Source organism: Hominimerdicola alba (assembly GCF_900112155.1).
Classification (GTDB): Bacteria; Bacillota; Clostridia; order Oscillospirales; family Ruminococcaceae; genus Hominimerdicola; species Hominimerdicola alba_D.
The window spans coordinates 59,225-76,810 of the sequence record NZ_FOKQ01000016.1; the positions used below are offsets into that span (position 1 = coordinate 59,225).

General features: G+C 49.6%; 10 protein-coding genes and 1 riboswitch. Of the genes, 3 read left to right on the plus strand and 7 right to left on the minus strand.

Features of this window, described 5'->3' with window-relative positions; translation table 11 throughout:
- Positions 1 to 199: 199 nt before the first annotated feature.
- Both BM265_RS10225 and BM265_RS10230 read right to left on the minus strand, forming a co-directional pair.
- The gene (locus BM265_RS10225) at positions 200 to 1,870 is read right to left on the minus strand and encodes a GGDEF domain-containing protein (RefSeq protein ID WP_074961517.1); all 1,671 of its coding nucleotides are present in this window, start codon (positions 1,868 to 1,870) and stop codon (positions 200 to 202) included.
- 44 nt (positions 1,871 to 1,914) lie between these two features.
- The gene (locus BM265_RS10230) at positions 1,915 to 4,014 is read right to left on the minus strand and encodes an EAL domain-containing protein (RefSeq protein WP_074961518.1); all 2,100 of its coding nucleotides are present in this window, start codon (positions 4,012 to 4,014) and stop codon (positions 1,915 to 1,917) included.
- Positions 4,015 to 4,324: 310 nt separating this feature from the next.
- Between BM265_RS10230 and BM265_RS10235 the strand changes: the two genes are divergently transcribed.
- The gene (locus tag BM265_RS10235) at positions 4,325 to 5,800 is read left to right on the plus strand and encodes a GGDEF domain-containing protein (protein ID WP_074961520.1); all 1,476 of its coding nucleotides are present in this window, start codon (positions 4,325 to 4,327) and stop codon (positions 5,798 to 5,800) included.
- Between the two features lie 557 nt (positions 5,801 to 6,357).
- Here the strand turns inward: BM265_RS10235 and BM265_RS10240 are convergent.
- The 3 genes from BM265_RS10240 to BM265_RS10250 form a co-directional block, all read right to left on the minus strand.
- Positions 6,358 to 8,970 carry a rhamnogalacturonan lyase gene (locus BM265_RS10240; RefSeq protein ID WP_074961522.1) on the minus strand — a complete coding sequence of 871 codons (2,613 nt, stop codon included), beginning with the start codon at positions 8,968 to 8,970 and terminating at the stop codon, positions 6,358 to 6,360.
- A gap of 467 nt (positions 8,971 to 9,437) precedes the next feature.
- Positions 9,438 to 10,343, minus strand: coding sequence for a cation diffusion facilitator family transporter (locus BM265_RS10245; RefSeq protein ID WP_074961524.1), 906 nt, complete (start codon positions 10,341 to 10,343; stop codon positions 9,438 to 9,440).
- A gap of 37 nt (positions 10,344 to 10,380) precedes the next feature.
- A riboswitch (NiCo riboswitch) is annotated at positions 10,381 to 10,466 on the minus strand.
- Between the two features lie 102 nt (positions 10,467 to 10,568).
- Positions 10,569 to 11,270 (minus strand): MBL fold metallo-hydrolase, encoded by a 702-nt coding sequence (locus BM265_RS10250; RefSeq protein WP_074961525.1) that lies wholly within the window; start codon positions 11,268 to 11,270, stop codon positions 10,569 to 10,571.
- A 147-nt stretch (positions 11,271 to 11,417) separates the two neighbouring features.
- Between BM265_RS10250 and BM265_RS10255 the strand changes: the two genes are divergently transcribed.
- On the plus strand, positions 11,418 to 12,965 hold the full coding sequence (locus BM265_RS10255; RefSeq protein WP_074961527.1) for a DUF3794 and LysM peptidoglycan-binding domain-containing protein: 1,548 nt from the start codon (positions 11,418 to 11,420) through the stop codon (positions 12,963 to 12,965).
- A 13-nt stretch (positions 12,966 to 12,978) separates the two neighbouring features.
- Complete coding sequence (spoIVA, locus tag BM265_RS10260) at positions 12,979 to 14,454, plus strand: stage IV sporulation protein A (RefSeq protein ID WP_074961529.1); 1,476 nt, start codon at positions 12,979 to 12,981, stop codon at positions 14,452 to 14,454.
- Positions 14,455 to 14,504: 50 nt separating this feature from the next.
- Here the strand turns inward: spoIVA and BM265_RS20905 are convergent, their stop codons facing one another.
- Together BM265_RS20905 and BM265_RS10265 are read right to left on the minus strand one after the other, a co-directional pair.
- A complete protein-coding gene (locus BM265_RS20905) occupies positions 14,505 to 14,633 on the minus strand; it encodes a hypothetical protein (protein ID WP_278287624.1) in 129 nt (42 codons plus the stop codon).
- Positions 14,634 to 15,200: 567 nt separating this feature from the next.
- Entirely contained in the window at positions 15,201 to 17,495 is a 2,295-nt protein-coding gene (locus BM265_RS10265; protein ID WP_074961531.1) for an AAA family ATPase, read from the minus strand.
- Positions 17,496 to 17,586: the final 91 nt, after the last annotated feature.

The window sequence follows — 17,586 nt, forward strand, 5'->3', positions numbered from 1 at the left end:
CGCTCTTGCCACGTCGGTTTAGCGCCTTGAGTTGAGGGCTCTGCCCTCAAACTCCCGCAAGCCTTTCGCGAAAAGCTTGCGCCAAAGCTCTATTCGCACACTGCTTTGTTGTGCTTACCTTGCTTATTCTGCGTCGGAGTTTCCCACGTTTACCGCCATGCTATCCTAAGCCCCGCAAAGTCCGCTGCCCTGCCAACAATTATGAATTATAAACCATGAATTGTGAATCATCTTTCATTTGCTTTTTCTTCTCATACATACGCTTATCCGCCAGCTGTTCTGCTGTTTCAAGCATATCTGCCCGCGCTGTGTACTGTGCATAGCCGTAGGCTATCTGCATTGGTACAGGGGGAGCATTCTTTTCGTTGTATTCTGCCGATTCTTTTTCAAGCTTTGCCAACGCTGCGGATACTTCTGCTTCTCCGACTTTCTGGGCGATAACTATGAACTCATCGCCGCCTGTGCGGAAACAGGTGCCTATATTATCAAAACTGCTCGTGATAAGGTTCGCCGCATTGATGATATGCCTGTCGCCCTCAGCATGGCCGTATACATCATTGACCTTTTTCAGGTCATTGATATCCAGCTGTATAACGGTACAGCTTAGATGTTCTGTACGAATCTCATTCTCCTTGCGGTGGAATGCAAGACGGTTGTTCAGCCCTGTAAGGCTGTCGGTATACGCCAGCTTTTCCATCAGTGCCGAACGTTCTTTTTCAACCGCAAGACGTGTGCGCTCGCTCATAAGGAATATGCCCATCAGCACCATGAAGACCAGCACTCCTATACGTGTGAAAAAGCTGTTGCCGAATATCCTTATATTTACCAGACGGTATCTCAGGATATCTGCAGCGGCACCTGCCAGCGCCGATGACATTCCGATTATAACCATATACAGCAGATTGCGGTCGGTATCCGTCTTTTTGAATGCCCGCACCATCAGGACTACGGTCATTATCAGCGCCAATGCAATGCCGATATGTGATACAGTCAGCATAAGCGCCACATCGCTTTTGCCCAGCAGTGAAAGTACAGAAGTCACGATAAAGTTCAGAGTATTATACACGAACATTATGGGCAGGAATACCGTATCACGCTGATGAGTCACGCTTGCCACGAAGGACACAGGGAAATAGGAGATGAACATCAGTGACAGCGCCGCACAGAATCGCACAAAAGCTGACCTTTCAGTAATAAGCTGAAACACCATGGTCTCGTTGGCGGCATACACTCCCACCAGCACCGCGAACGCGCCCAGTGAGAAGAAATCAACGCTGTTGCTCTCGGTAGAATTTCCGCGTATACAACCGCCTGTCAGCATAAGAACGCCGTACATCAGTATCAGTACGCAAACGGCAAATCCGGGCAGTTCTTTCTGGTAGAGGTCGTTGAGGAATACGCCCGATTCTTCTATCTTTATATTTTTTATCTTTGCCGCGGCATTTTTATACAGCGGAGATATCTCCAGCGTTACCGTTGAAACATTTTCGGGTATGGCTATCATATGTACGCGCATACCGTAGGAGAATCCGTACAGCGGTGCAGAAGCGGAATACCTGAATTCGTAGGCGAGCTCGCCGTCAAAATATACTGCTATATCGCCGTCATGTGTCTGTAAACATAGGTCTCTTCCCAAAACCTCTGTATCGGCAAGGCTGTGCTTTATGATCACCTTTTCCTTCGGCAGGCTTTTTATGGATATCTCTTCGCCGCTCTCAGTCACCCAGCCCTCTGAAAGGTCACAGGCAGGGGCAAGCGCATCGCCCTCGGGGGTACCTATGCACATTTCGCCCACGATAACGCACATCAGTATTGCAAGAGGAAGCAAAGCGGTAAATATTATCAGCCTTTTTGTACGGAATATCTTCAAGGTCTAAACCTCCTCCCGAAGATGAGATCTTTCTGACAGGGATATTATTCGCTTTTACCGCTGCACGCCAGGATAGTATCGCACTCGCTGCCGTTTATGGTTATGGAAGTCCTGCCTCCAACATTCCTGATATTTTCGGCTGTGGTGATATATCCCAGCGAGTTCGCCAGATCCACAGAAAGGGTAACGCCGTCAGTGGAAATGTCAGTCCTGCCGTTTGCCGAACCGAAAGCCAGTGCTTTTGAACCGTCAGCCGAGATATCCACGTTTGCGCTTTCCAGTTTGATATCCGAATCACCGCGCAGCGCTCCAAAGGCTGTAAGTTCAAAGGCATGGATATTCTCATGTATGTTCAGCTGTTCGATATGGATATCCGCGTTGCCGCAGGTAAGTGTACCTACGCCTGTTGCCATCTGGCTGTTCAGATTGACATTCACGCTGGAATAGATCATATGTATCTTCGCACTGCCGCCCACAGCGCCAATACCAACGTTGAATGCGCCGTTGAGAGCCATTGAAAGGTCACAGCCCAGTATCTCTATCTTTGAATCTCCGTCAAAAGCTCCTACGCCAACGCTGGAAGCTCCTGCTGTATTTAAGGTGTATCTGCCCCTGCCGATGGATATCTCACCGCCTCTGCCCGAGCCGATGCACACACCCGTATGGCTTTTGGCGTTCACCGATATAGTGCCGTCATGACCGAATTCAAGTCTGCCGTGGGCAGATGACAGGTCATTGCCGATGCCGTAGTAATCTGCATCACCCAGCTGTATATCCAGGTCGCCCGTACCCTCGGTGCTGAACTTGGAGCTTTCGTCCACCCTTATTCCGCCCCCTGTCAGCTTATTGCTGCCCATAAGACGCAGGGTTATACAGCTCTCGTTGCCGATATCTATGCAGGGTCTGCCTACGATGTTTGAAAGATGGGCATTCTCCAGCACCACCATGCCGTTGAATCCGTCGGAGCAGAGTATATGTATGCCCGAATCGTAATTCTCCGAACCGACTATGGTAACATTGCCGTCGTGATACCTGAAACCGATGTGTATACAGCTGTAGCCCTCTTTGCCAAGTCTTTCCAGTGATACTTTCTCATACTTCTCCGCTGAGTATATCTTCAATCGTCTGCCGTCTTCAAGTTCGTGGCGGCACTCGACTATCTCCTGTCGGCGCTCGTAAGGTATCTCGGATAGTATCTCTGCCGAGGGACGTGCAGTGTAGAATCCCTGTATCAGGTCAACACCCAGCAGTATCACCGTGCGGAGCTCATCGTAAGTCTCAACGCCCTCAGCAAGGGCTTTAAGACCGTTCTCATGGCAGAAATCTATTATCTCGCGGACAAAGTGCTTTTTGTTGGTATTATTGGCTATATCCGTGATTAGCATTCTGTCTATCTTGACGAAGTTAGGTGTGTATCTAAGCAGGTTTGATATATTGGAATATCCCGTGCCGAAATCGTCTATGGCTATGGGTATGCCGAGAGAATCGTATTTTTCCTTTATCTTAGCCAGCTTGCTGTCATCGAATTCCGATATCTCCGTTATCTCTATGACCACTATATCAGCGTGGTCTTCAAGCAGAAGCTCTATCTCCTGTTCCTTTTCGGGGGAAGTTCGCACATTGGCTATGCTGTTGATGAACACAGGTCTGCCATGAAGACTTTCGCTGTTTTCTTTCAGCAGGTTCAGCACATTCAGGAACGTGTATTCCTCCACCTCGCTGAGTCTGCCGGAAAGCTCTGCATATTTCAGTATATGGAACGGAGTTATCCCCTCCACGCCGTCAGCGCGCATCAGGGCTTCATAGGCGAATATCTGTCCATTATCGGCACGTACTATAGGTTGAAAATGGTAGGTCAGCTGATTGACATCAAGCAGCTGCTGCACTTTCAGATATTCGTTCCTTGCAGCTCCCGAAAGCTCGGCTGCACCGCCGGAGCTGTTCTTTTCTTCAAGCTGCTGCATGACGCTGTGGGCGTAAGCAGAAAAGGCCTGATGCAGCTCCATCAATCCGTCTTCACCCACATCGGCAAGCATAGCTTTGTATTTCTCGTCAAGGGTGCTAAGTTCGCTCATGCTCCCCGCCCCTGATGCTTTTTCAAGGTATTCCTTCATCAGCAGTATACCTTTGCCTTTGCTGTTCATATTATCACCACTTTATAAATTGCCATTAAATAACTATTCCACCGACTCTTTGATCAAAAAATAATAAGCACGCAGAAGTTTTTGTGCTTGATTACTAAAAATCACAAAATTACCCAAGATTATTAGTTATATTATACCACATCCATAAATAATAGTCAAGCATTTGGCAATAAGTTTTTCATTTTTACGATCCCTGATTTTAAATAATTAATTGAAAAATTTCAACAATAATATTGACTAAATTATGAAAATATAGTATAATATAAATGAACTACTTTGATTATCAAACAACCAAAGAGGTGAATACTGCATGACAGACGATAACAAACGCTTTTCTATTAAAATAAAAATGTATCTTTTCGTGACGCTGACGGTGTTCGCGGTGGCGGCAGGGACTGCCATGATAGCATTTATCACCAGTATCAACCGAATAGATGCCTATTACAAGCAGTGCGCTTCCGATAACGCAAAAAATGTTGCTTCGATGATGGACGGCGACTATCTTGCAGAGCTTAGAGCCGCGGCGGAAGATGAAAACTATCAGCAGATCAGGGCGAAAGCGGCTGAAGAAGATGACGACGCTCCCATTGAAGAATACCTAAGAGAGAAAGGTCTGTTTGAGCAGTACTGCCGTACCCGTGATTATATATCGCAGTATGTGAGCAATATCAAGGATATGAAATATATCTACGTGCTTGCCTATGGCGATAAGGACGCTGAGCAGGATATGTACATTGTCAACGATGACACTTCTCCCCTATCCGATATCGGCTACTATGAGGACCGTGAAAAGGAACTGCTGGGTATGGATCTTGCTGCCCTGCCTGAGCCTACCATATCAAACGGCGACTGGGGCTGGCTCTGTTCGGATTTTGAGCCCGTTTACGATACAAAGGGCGAATGTGTATGTGTAGTGGGCTGTGATTTCGACATGGACGATGTTATGAAAGCACGAACCAGACTGCTGGTCTACCTTGTGCTGGGATCTCTGGGATTTGTGGCTGTGGTGCTGACAGGTGCCGTGCTTTTCGTCAACAAGCTGCTGATAAGACCCCTCGATGCTATGACAAGGGAGATAAAAAAGTTCAAACCCTCGGAACATCTCAGCTATGAAGAAGCAGGTGTCATTGACCTTGATATCGACCGAAATGACGAGATAGGCGAGATATACCGATGTATACGCCATATGGAGATCGATACCATCGACAAGCTGAACGACCTCTACAATCTGCAGGCTGACAAGCTGAAAGCCGAAGCCGACATCAAAGCGCAGCAGCAGCAGATAGGTCAGCTGAGTATCGAGACATACAAGGACGCCCTTACAGGTGTGGGCAACAAGGCGGCATACATCAAGAAGACCGAGGATTTCACCGCCGAATATCCTAAAGAATTCGCTATCGTCATGGTGGATATGAACAATCTCAAACGGATAAACGACGAGTACGGACACAAGTCGGGAGACCATTATATAAAGGGCTGCTGCCGAATGATATGCGAGGCTTACAAGCATTCCCCCGTGTACAGGATAGGCGGTGACGAGTTCCTGGTACTGCTGCAGGGCACTGATTATCAGAACCGCTGGGAGATATTTGACCAGCTGAGATCTGATTTTGAAGAAAGCTATTCCCATACCGAAGCTGAGCCCTGGGACAGATTCTCGGCGGCTGTGGGCATGGCAGAAAAAGCTTCAGATGATATGACGCTGGATTTCGTTTTCAAGCGCGCCGACAAGGCGATGTACGAAAACAAGACGGAATTCAAGAAAAAATTTGGCAGCTACAGATGATATATCAGCAATTATTAATTTGTTATAAGATAAAAATTTATAAATTCTATTGACATTTATATTTTTATGTGCTATAATGATGACAGTAGAAAGGTTAGCATTTTTGAACAAAATAATATCATAAGTTAATCTTAATGATGTACAATGCGGTGGAAACTTTTGGAAATCTTGCCATGAGTCCAAAAGAAAAGGGCAACCGTATTACAGTAAATGATGTAGTCTGTATTCATATAGCGGACACATTTGCAGGAACCACAGTATATGCGGACGATATGTGGATAGTTTCGGCGTCATTTACAAAAAATGTTTAAAACCTTCCTAAACTCTTTTCTCCAAAGCCGATGGGGCTGCTTTTAAATTTGTGTTATCAAGAAGCTTGCTCATTTCTCCTTTTGACCTGGCAGCCCGTCGGAAAAATATTATTCCGTTTATACGGATAAGATAAACAGCCCTCGTGAAGACGGGGGCTGTTGTTTTGCAGAAGAAAAGCTCACAGGCAAAATACCTGTGAGCTCTCTTCTTTTTTGGGAAGTATGTATTTTATCGGGGTAACTATATTACCTTACAGTAACAGTTACATAATTCTTGATAGCATCCATTGTATCCCACTTGCCGTTTACCCTGGCTGCGATAGCAACTTTGTATGTCATACCGGGTGTCAGGTTCTTGGGAGTTACATAGCTGTTGGTTGTGATGCTGGAAGTCTGGACTCTCCACTTGCCTGCCAGATATACAGCGATACCGTATCTGTCAGCGCCACTGACCTTGTCCCAGACGAACTGTATCTGGTGGTACTGAGTGTTGTAATTAACTCTGATATTCATGGAAGGAGGAGGGCAGTTGGGCTGTGACTTCTCTTTCACGAATACAGTGTAGTTTACAACATAGCCTGTCATGCCGTTAGTGCCGAGAACTACCTTATCGCCTGCATTGAATTCCTTTTTGTAAGCTGTATATGTTACATCGTTGCTTGAACTTGCTGTCAGGGAAGTTCTGGTGTAACCGCTGAGCCAGTAGGGTATCATGCCTGCTGATATTTCACGGTCATCCACCATTACATAAACTTCCATATCCTTGTCAGCTGTGAACTCTGCAAGATCAGCGTCGGTGTTCTTGGAGTTGCAGGCTGTCATGATGTACTCGCAGTTCTGGAGATCGGAAGCCAAAGATGTATAGGTGAAATCTCTGTCGCCGTAGATAAGTCCGCCTGTGGTGTTGGAAGACATCAGCTTCCAGCCGTCAGCATTTGCGCTGTCCTTAACGAGGAAGTTCTTTACCAGATTGCCGTTGACGGGCTCGGGAGGAGTGTTGTTCAGCTTGATATTGGGTCTGCCGGGAACAGCCGCTTCACTGCCAAGATAGTAGCTTGTGTGAGGGGGCTGATTGTAGGAAGACTGCTGGCAGCCGTTCTGCATACGGTACTGCATATCGTGCATAAGTGTTGTCATGCGGACGCTTGTTTCGGTATTTGTGCAGAATATGCGCAGTCTGGAGTTATCCTCGGTACGCAGTACCAGCTCTTCACGCCAGTCGCCGAAGATGTCGGCAGTAAGGCAGGGAACAGACTTTGTGCCGTTGTTTGAAGCACAGCCGTCAGCTGTGAATATGGTCTGATAGTTGTTAGCTGCTGTCGCCTTTGTGATGTAGATGTTATCCAGCAGTTCACGCTCAAGGTCGCCGTCCCAGTAGATAAGGAAGTTGGTGGAAGGCTGCTTGGTTGCTATCTGCTGGCCCTGTGCGTTGTAAACAGCACCTGCGGGTCTTGAACCCCAGAACTCAGCGGAGCCGTTGCCTGCCAGAATATTATCGGCACAGCATCTGCCTGTATCCTTGTCGCCGTCATAGTGCCAGATCTTGTTGCCGTTTCTGCCGTCGATAAGGGATATGCCGTAGCTTCCGCTCTCGTGGCAGAGGAATACTTCGATACCCTCGTGGTTGGGGTCAAGGTCGCCTACGTGCATAGCATCGCCGTGACCCTGTCTTGTTGTCCACAGCAGAGAACCGTTGTCATCAAAGCATGATGCACCCATGCAGACTTCCTGCTTGCCGTCGTTATCGAAGTCAGCTACCATAACGTTGTGGTTGCCCTGACCGTAAGCGGGGTCGCTGGTGTTGAATCCTGTGTCGTATACCCAGCGTTTAACAAGCTTGCCGTTGCGTACATCTACCGCAGAAAGTGAAAGCCTTGTATAATAGCCTCTGCCGTATACAGCCGAGGGGTGTACTCCGTCCAGATAAGCGATAGCAGCATTGTAGCGTTCGCAGCGGTTGCCGTAGTTATCGCCCCATGTGCTCTTTGCGGTATTGCCTGTTGCAGTACCTCTGGGTACAGGGAAATCAATGGTATCCAGCGCCTTGCCTGTAGCACCCTCGAAGAGTGTCAGGTACTCGGGACCTGTCAGTACAGTTCCTGAGCTGTCAACATAGTTTGCATAAGCATTTCCTATAGCACTGCCTGTGCCGTCAATAGTGCCGTCGCAGGTCTTGGTGATGAGCTCAGCCTTGCCGTCGCAGTCGAAATCTGCTACGCACATCTGTGTATAATGCTGACCCGCACGGATATTCTTGCCCATATCGATACGCCACAGCTGCTTGCCTTTAAGGGTGTAGCAATCGATATACACCTTGCTGGTATAGCCTGTCTTTGAGTTATCCTGTGAATCGTTGGGGTCCCATTTCAGGAATATCTCGTACTGACCATCGCCGTCAACGTCGCCAACACAGCAGTCGTTGGGAGAATATTTGCTTGAATCGGGATTGTTCAGCGGGATATCGAAATAATTGGAACCCGATGTGAAATTGCTGGTATCGGAAGACTTCAGAACGCCGTTCACATAGGTATCAACACGGTATACCGAGTTTGAACTGCCGTAAGCGTCCCAGTAATTGGTAGCCTGACCCGCCTTGCTGGTATAGATAAGAATGTTATCGCGGTAAAGGCGGAACTCGCTCTCGTCAGCGTCATTAGCACAAAATCTCCAGCTGATGAACATACCGTTGCCCGACTTTATAGCATAAATGCCGCGGTCGAGGTACTCCATAATGGCGGTGCCATTGCCGCCCTGACCGTATGCAGCGCTTGCAGTCAGCTGAGGAATGCCTGCAAAGCCGCTCAGCGCAACAGACAGCGAAGCTGCTGCCGCTGCGATTCGTTTTATTGCGTTTCTCATATTATAACCTCCTGAAAAATTATTGATCAAAAACAGTATCTTTTGTAAATTATAATAACATACTACTTAAATATTTACAAGCCTTTATTGTATTGATTTTATTGATATTTTGTGTATATTCTGATAATTTTGAGAAATACTCACCAAAAACGCAGAAGCATTTTAATACTTATTGTAAAAATATCCGTTTATGTAATATTTTTATCCTTTTACTCCATTGCAAACGGGAGTATAATTCATAATTCATAATTGTTGGCATTGGAGCGAGTAAGTTTTACTGATGTAAGTTTGCATTATACGCAAGTTCCCTGCCCTGACAATTTGAGAACACAAAAAGTGCGCTTACCGCAAAATCTGCGATAAGCGCATTATTATTTATCAGAATATAAAACTCATATATTCGCAATCCAACCGACAGAACAAGAAACTCCCGCCCCTGCCAACAATTATGAATTGTTAATTATGAATTATTCCGAGATGTCCGGATTAACGTGTACCATACAATGCTTGACCTCAGGGAAGATCGCTTCTATTGAATCGTGTACCATTTCAGCCGTGTCATGGGCTTCCACAAGGGTCTTGGCGGGATCCATGCGTATCTCGACTTCAACATATATCTTAGCACCAAAAAGACGTGTTTTCAGCTCGTCAATGCCCAGCACGCCCTCAGTGCCGAGGATAACTTCCTGCATCTTGGTGATGGTATCATCACTGCATGACTTGTCTATCATCTTGTTGACAGCATCAATGAATATCTCCAGCGCCGCTTTTTCGATGAATACGCAGATTATAACGCTCGCCAGAGGGTCAAGCACAGGCAGACCCATTCTCGCGCCCAGGATACCCGCAAATGAACCGATGGACGAAAGCGCATCCGAACGGTGATGCCATGCATCAGCCATTAGCGCCCCCGAGTTTATCTTCACCGCCGTGCGCTTAGTGTAATGGAACATCAGTTCCTTGGCGATAATGGATATCACCGCCGCCCCCAGTGCCAGCGCCCCGGGTACGACCAGTTTTTCTGTCTGACTTCCCGCTATCTTCTCAATGCCCTTGTAACCTATGCCGATGCCTGTTCCCGCCAGTACCACCGCAAGTATCACCGATGCCACGCACTCCATTCGCTCGTGACCGTAGGGGTGTTCCTTGTCGGGCTGTTTGCCTGCCAGCTTAACGCCGATTATCACCACAAAGGTGCTGAAAACGTCCGAAGCAGAATGCACTGCATCGGATATCATCGCCCCCGACTTTGCAAGTATGCCCGCCAGCAGTTTCAGCAGTGAAAGGGCTATGTTCACGATGATGCTCACCACGGAGACTTTCATTGCCTCTTTTTCATGCTTGTTTTCAGTATTTATTATCTCAACACTCATTATATCATCTCCCTATAAAAATACACCCGCGGAACGATCTTGTCCCGCAGATGCATCATCTGCTGCCTGTCAGCCCGACTGCACAGCACGCCGCGGCGCTGCCGTCTGTTCGTTATATATTATTCATGGCGGGCAGATATTATGCCTGTCCCGCCGTAACTTTTCTGATGTTCAGTATAACATATTTTTAGCGAAATTGCAACAGTTTTATGTTCGGTTGCGACGTCACAACTGAACATAAAGGGGCGCAGGCACAGCGCCTATCTCCTCGGCGGCTGAACACAGGGATTTTTCATCATCCAGATGCATTATGAACACCTTGATGTTCCTGCTTACCAGTTCGGGCGTAAGGGCTCGAAGCTTATCTATATGCAGATGCACAGGCGAGTTATAAGCCGATACCTCGGTGTAAAGGTACGTACCCTCGGTGAGATAGGGCATGAAAGGTTCAAGGGAACAGGTATCCCCCGTGAAGACCACCTGTTGTCCGTCGATATAAAAACTCCACCCGAAGCACCTGCCTTCAAGGGGGATAGCGTGGCGCACGGCAACAGGTGTGAATCCTGTGCCGTCGGGAGAAATAATGGTATAAGCAGAGCTTTCACAGCCGTCAAGTCTTTCAAGCACAAAGCTGATATCCTGCCTTATCTCGTCATTAGCCGCCACAACCACCACAGGGATATGCCACACAAAATAGCTGAAATGCACCAGCATACCCAGCCCGCCTATATGGTCGGAATGAGTGTGAGTTATAAGCACGGTGATATTCTCGGGTCTGCACCCAGCCAGCGTTTCAGCCCCTGTCTTTCGCATTTTGTGGAAAGCCGACATGGGGCAGTCCAACAGAACAAGTCTGCCCTCGTGCATAAAAAACGCGCAGTTGTTATCCGTATGAAAAGCCGAACCTCTGCCAAGAAATTTCAGCATAGCGCCACCTCCGTAAAAACTGTTTTTAGTATCATATCACATTTTCAGCCGAAAGTAAAGCCGTATCTGCAAAGGGGAATAAACCTGCAAAGTCTGGCATATCATGTTTATAGCAAAAGGCTATCCGAGAAACAGGAGGAAACAGACATGAACGATGAACTCAGACTAACCACGGATACTGTCTGCGTGACGGAAAAAGCACTGGACTGCACCGAGGAACTTCCGCTGGAGCGGGACATTGTCCTGCCCGACTACTACCCCGATGTTTTCCGCATACTAAGGTGTACGGCTGAACCTCAGCTGACATCCCAAAGCATCAGCGGCGGTCGGCTGACCTTTGATATCACGGTGGCGGTGAAAGTGCTGTACCTCACCGAGGGAAGCAGGCGCATAAACTGTATCGAACAGAATGCGGAACTAAGCCGTACTATCGAGATAGAGGGCGACTGCGGTTCTCCCGAGGTGATGATAGACCTTGCCTGCCGCGGAGTGTCATGCAGGGCAAAGGGCAGCAGGCGGATAGATGTCCGCGGAACGGTGTGCGCCGCTGTTAAAGTAAGCTGCCGCCGCGAAAAGACGGTGATCACAGGGGGCTCGGGCTGCGGCATACAGCTGCGCAGGCAGACCGTCACATACCCTGTTAAAAGGCTTTCTGCATCTAAGCGGATAACCGTTATCCAGCAGACCGCTCTGCCTGATGACAAACCCGCCATTGGAACAGTACTTCGCACAGGCTGTACGGTCACAAGAACAGAACAGCGCATAGTTGCGGGAAAGCTTGCAGTAAAGGGCGAAGCTGAGCTTGAAGCCCTCTGCGCCTGCATAGACAAAACAGGTGCGGACTGCGTGCAGAATCTTCGCTTCACCCTGCCTTTCAGCCGTATAATCGATATGGAGGGTCTGGACGAAAGCTTCACTGTCAGCGTCAGAGTAACTCCTGCGGGCTGTGGTCTTGCGCCGGGTAATGGTGAGGAAAAGACCGCCGAGTGGGAGCTTGACCTGAATGTTTTCTGCACCGCCGAAAAGCTTGGCACAGGTGTTGGCGTTACGGACGTTTATTCCACCGAATACGATTGTCAGCACGAGGATATGGTGGAGATATCTCAGGGCAGCGGCGGCGAGCAGAAACTCTCCTGCACATCTGAATGTACCCTCACCGCTCCCGATGGCACTGTGGGCGCAGTGTATGACCATTATGCTTACTGTACCCGCCCCGCCGTCAGGGCTGAAAACGGCACTTTCCGCATATCGGGCAGTGTTACCTGTTCCGTGATGGGCGAGGGCAGTGAGGGGGGACTTTTCTGCATTGAGGGTCAGAGCCCCTACGAAGCCGAAGTCGCATTCCCCGAGGGCTGTACCGGCTGCACTCTTGAAGCTTATGCCGAAACAGCGGGCTGTTCCTACTATCTGGGTGATGGCGGCAGTATAAAGGTCAGGACGGATATCCGCATAGTTTATAAGCTTTTCAGCGGCGCTGGCACCAAGCTGGTGGGTAGTGTGAAACTGGATAAAGAAAAGCCCGCCACCCGCGAAAGCGGCTGTGCCCTCAGACTTTGCAGATGCGGCACAAATGAGGATATCTGGGATATAGCCAAGCGCTGTCGTACTACGGTCGAAGCCATCATGGAAGACAACAGCCTTCCCGAGGGTGCTGACAGCATTGACGGCGGCAGAATGATAGTAATAAGAGGATAAGGGGGCAAATGAATTGAGCAGGGACATATACACGGACATAGCCCGCAGAACAGGCGGGGATATCTACATAGGGGTGGCAGGACCTGTGAGAACAGGCAAGTCCACATTTATAAAGCAGTTCATGGAAAAGCTGGTGATACCCAACATCGGCAGTGAGTACCGCCGCGAAAGGGCGCAGGACGAACTTCCACAGTCCGCAGGGGGACGCACCATAATGACCACCGAGCCGAAATTCATACCCGAAGAAGCGGTGAACATCTCCCTTGAGGGCGGCGCAAGTTTCAATGTGCGGCTGATTGACTGTGTGGGATACATAATCCCATCGGCACAGGGCTATATCGAGGAAGAAGCCCCGCGGATGGTGATGACACCATGGTTCGATACCGAGATACCTTTCAATATGGCGGCTGAGGTGGGCACACGCAAGGTCATCACCGAACATTCCACCATCGGTCTTGTGATAACCACCGACGGCAGTTTCACCGATCTCCCCCGCGACGAATACGAGGAAGCGGAAGAAAGGGTAATAAGCGAGCTTAAAGCCGCAGGCAAACCCTTTGCGGTACTGCTGAACACAGCTGACCCCGACAGCGCCGAAGCCCGCAGACTTTGCGAAGAACTCAGCAAGAAGTACGAAACGGACGTTATGCCCGTAAACTGCACCGAGCTTGAAGAAGAGGATATCCGAGGGATAATGGCGAACGTGCTGTACTCATTCCCTGTCCGCGAGATAGGCATAGCCATGCCCGAGTGGATAAACACCCTCGGCAAGGGTCACTGGCTGAAAGAAGCAGTATTCGCACATATCCGCGAAGCCGCCGAGGGTGTGGAGACTCTCAGGCAGATAGCGATGTGCGCCGATACCATAGGTGAATGTGAGTACATCGAAAACTGCGGGGTCAAGACCATAGATGCAGGTAGCGGTTCGGCAGTTATCTCGGCACAGCTTTACAGCGACCTTTTCTACCGCGTTATAGGCGAAGCCACGGGTCTTGAGATAAACGGCGAGAACGAACTTCTGCCGCGGATACTGGAACTTGTGGAGATACGCAAGCGTTTCGCAAAATACAAGGACGCCATATCCACGATGGAACGCACAGGCTACGGCATAGTTATGCCCGAACCTGATGAACTTACCATGGAAGAGCCCGAGATAATCCGTCAGGGCGGAAAATACGGCATACGCCTTAAAGCCAAGGCACCCGCCATACATCTCCTGCGCACCGAGATAAACACCGAGGTCGCTCCCATAGTGGGTTCTGAAAAACAATCCGAAGAGCTTGTTATGTACATGATGAGCGATTTCGAGAAAGACCCCGACAAGATATGGAGCTCAAACATTTTCGGCAAATCACTGCACGAACTTGTCAGCGACGGGCTTCACACCAAGCTATCAAAGCTCCCCGATGACGCACGTATGCGCCTTAAAGAAACAGTTGAACGCATGATAAACGAGGGCTGTTCGGGGCTGATATGCCTTATCCTATAATAAAAAGCGGGGACAGCCGTACAGCTGTCCCCATTTCTCATGCCGGGATATCAGCAGCCGCAGCCGCCGTTGTTTCCGCATCCGCAGCCACATCCGCAGTCGTTATTGCCGCAGCCTGCCATAAAGATGATGAGGATAAGGATAATGATCCAGAAGCAGTTATTATTTCCGAAGTTCATAGTAGTTCTCCTTTGTGATTTATTTAAGGCTACGTTAGCCTTATGGTACATATTATGCGTGGGATGGGAAAAGGTTACTGCTGTTCAATTCACAATTCATAATTCACAATTGTTGGCAGGGGGCGAGGGTTGGCTGTGCTGGGGATAGCAAGGCGGTAAGCGTGGGAAGCTATGACGCGGGCTAAGTTAAGTAAGCACAACAAAGCTATGCCGCGAAGAGAGCTTTTGGTCAAGCTTTTCGCGAAAAGCTTGCGGGAGCGCGAGGGCAGAGCCCTCGCATCAAGGCACAAAAGCGACGTGGCAACAAAGCAATAAATAGTACAGCAAACTTCCCATCCTGTCAAAAAGGCGCGGCAATAACAAATAATAGAGCGTATGCAAAACTATCGCATACGCTCTAACTTTGTCCGTATATTTTATTGCCGCGCCCGCTGTCAAACAGCGAAGCATCTTTGACAGCTCGACCCGAGGAACGAGGGGCGACCCTGTGCGCCGAAGTGAAAGTATGATCGAATAGTTTTGCGACCGCATCCCAACGCATCGACCCGCACTATCAGCATAACGTGGTCACACTTCCGAAAGATCGGGAGCAAAGATAACAGGACTGCCGTTTTTGATATCCAAACGCAGATTCTTGCCACAGCCTGAAAGTATATTATCACAAAGGATATCTTCGGCTTCCTGCTCGGCAAAGCGGCGGATATCTCTTGCCGAGCCGCCCGATGACAGGCATTTTTCGGCGGCATAGGCTTCACATTCGGGGGATATCTCAAGCTCATATCCCAGCTCGGCAGCGCGTTCTGAAAGCTTTGCAAGTTCACGGCGGGCGATACCGCAAAGGGTCTCTCTGCCCAGGGGCTCAAAGACGATAATGCCGTCCATGCGGTTTATTAGCTCGGGGGAAAGCACCTTTTTCACCGCCTGCTCAATATCCCGCCGAAAGCTTTCTCCACCGCGGCTGAAAAATCCCGCGTGCCTGCTTTCTGCCAGTTCTGCCGCGCCTGCGTTGGTGGTTAGTATCACCGTGAGTTCGGATAATTCGGCGGTTCTGCCTGCGCTGTCGGTGATGACACCCTCTTCAAGCATTTGCAGTAGCACCCCGAAAACATCCCTGTGAGCTTTTTCTATCTCGTCAAAAAGCAGTACACCGCATGGGTGGCGGCGGATAAGCTCCACCAGCCTGCCACCGTCCTCGTAGCCCACATAGCCCGCAGGCGCACCTATCAGCTTAGCGACACTGTGTGGCTCCATATACTCGCTCATGTCAAGGCGGATAAGGCTGTCTCTTCCGCATATCAACTTGGAAAGTTCTCGTGCAAGAAGTGTTTTTCCCACACCTGCCGTTCCCGCGAAAACAAAGCTGCCCACAGGTCTGCCGCCCCTGCCAAGACCGAGCCTGCGCCGCCTTATTGCCCGCGATACTGCCGCTACTGCTTTTTCCTGACCTATGACAGATTTCCCAAGCTGTTCTTCAAGGTGCCTGAGAGTTTCACGCTCGTCCGTATCAGCGGCTGTGCATTTCACCCCTGTGCATCGGCTGACGGTATGCTCAACTATATCGCGGGTGAGAACTGTCCTCCTGCGGGCATTGGAGATAGCATCAAGATAGCCGCTCCTGTCTATCTCACCCGCCAGATACTTTTCAAAAGCACGTTCGGGAACTTTCCTTGCACCCGTTTCAAGCTTTGCCGCACTGCAGGCGCCGTCAAGAAGTTCCACCGCCTTATCGGGAAAATGCTTGTGCTTCATATACCGCCCGCTGAGTTCAACGGCACAGCGGCATATCTCAGGGGATATGGTAACATCGTGGAAATCCTCCAGCCTGCCTTTAAGCCCCATAAGCATGGTGTAAGTCGAATCCTCGTCAGGCTCACAGATATCCACCCGACAAAATCGTCTGTCCATAGCCGCGTCTTTTTCGATGGTGCGGCGGTATTCCTCGGGGGTGGTGGCACCTATCACCTGTATCCTGCCCCTTGCAAGATCGGGTTTCAGGATATTCGCCGCATCGATAGCACCCTCAGCCGCACCTGCGCCCATGATGTTGTGAATCTCATCTATAAATAGTATGACATTCCCCGCCTGTGCGGCTTCGTCGATGCAGGCTTTAAGGCGTTCCTCAAAATCCCCGCGATACTTTGCGCCAGCCAGCAGAAGAGTTATATCCAGTGCGAATATACGCTTATCAGCCAGCTGAGATGGCACGCTCCCCGACACTATCTTCACCGCAAGACCCTCTGCAAGGGCAGTCTTGCCAACGCCTGCTTCACCAACCAGACAGGGGTCATTCTTTCGGCGGCGGCAGAGTATCTCCATCATAAGGCGCATTTCCTCATCCCGCCCGATGATGGGATCAAAACCCAGACAAACAGCAGGGTCGGTGAGTTCGGTGCCATAGCGGGAAAGTGTTTTCAGCCGCGGATGATTTCTGCGAAGGATATCACTGCGGGTGCTTGTGAAGCTTTCGGAAGCTATCCTGCGTTCATCAGCCCGAAGTCTGCGAAGTATCTGCACAGCGCAGGAATTTCCGCAGCGCAGAAGCCCCGAAAGGATATGCTCGCTTCCCACGCTTTTTCCGCCAAGACCCTCAGCTGTTTCCAAAGCGGCGCGGACGTTGGTCGTCTTGGCAGTTTCGGGGGTCATACAGGGGGTACCCCTGCCGATGAGTTCATCTATCTCGCCGCTGACACGCTCATATGTCACGCCGTACCGTCTGAGTACAGCTTCAGCCGCACCGCCGCAGCAGGTCAGGGCAAGCAGCAGATGTTCACTGCCGATGTAGGTATGTCCCCTTTCCCCCGCAAGCACCGCCGCTTTACGCAGGGCTTCTCTGGCTGTTTCTGTGTAATTCTCATAGCTCATGCAAAACACCTCCGCTGAAAGTATAGGCTTATAGGATAAAAGTATTCAGGAGATGGGGAAATATGCATTGCGGATACTCGTCCACCGGTCA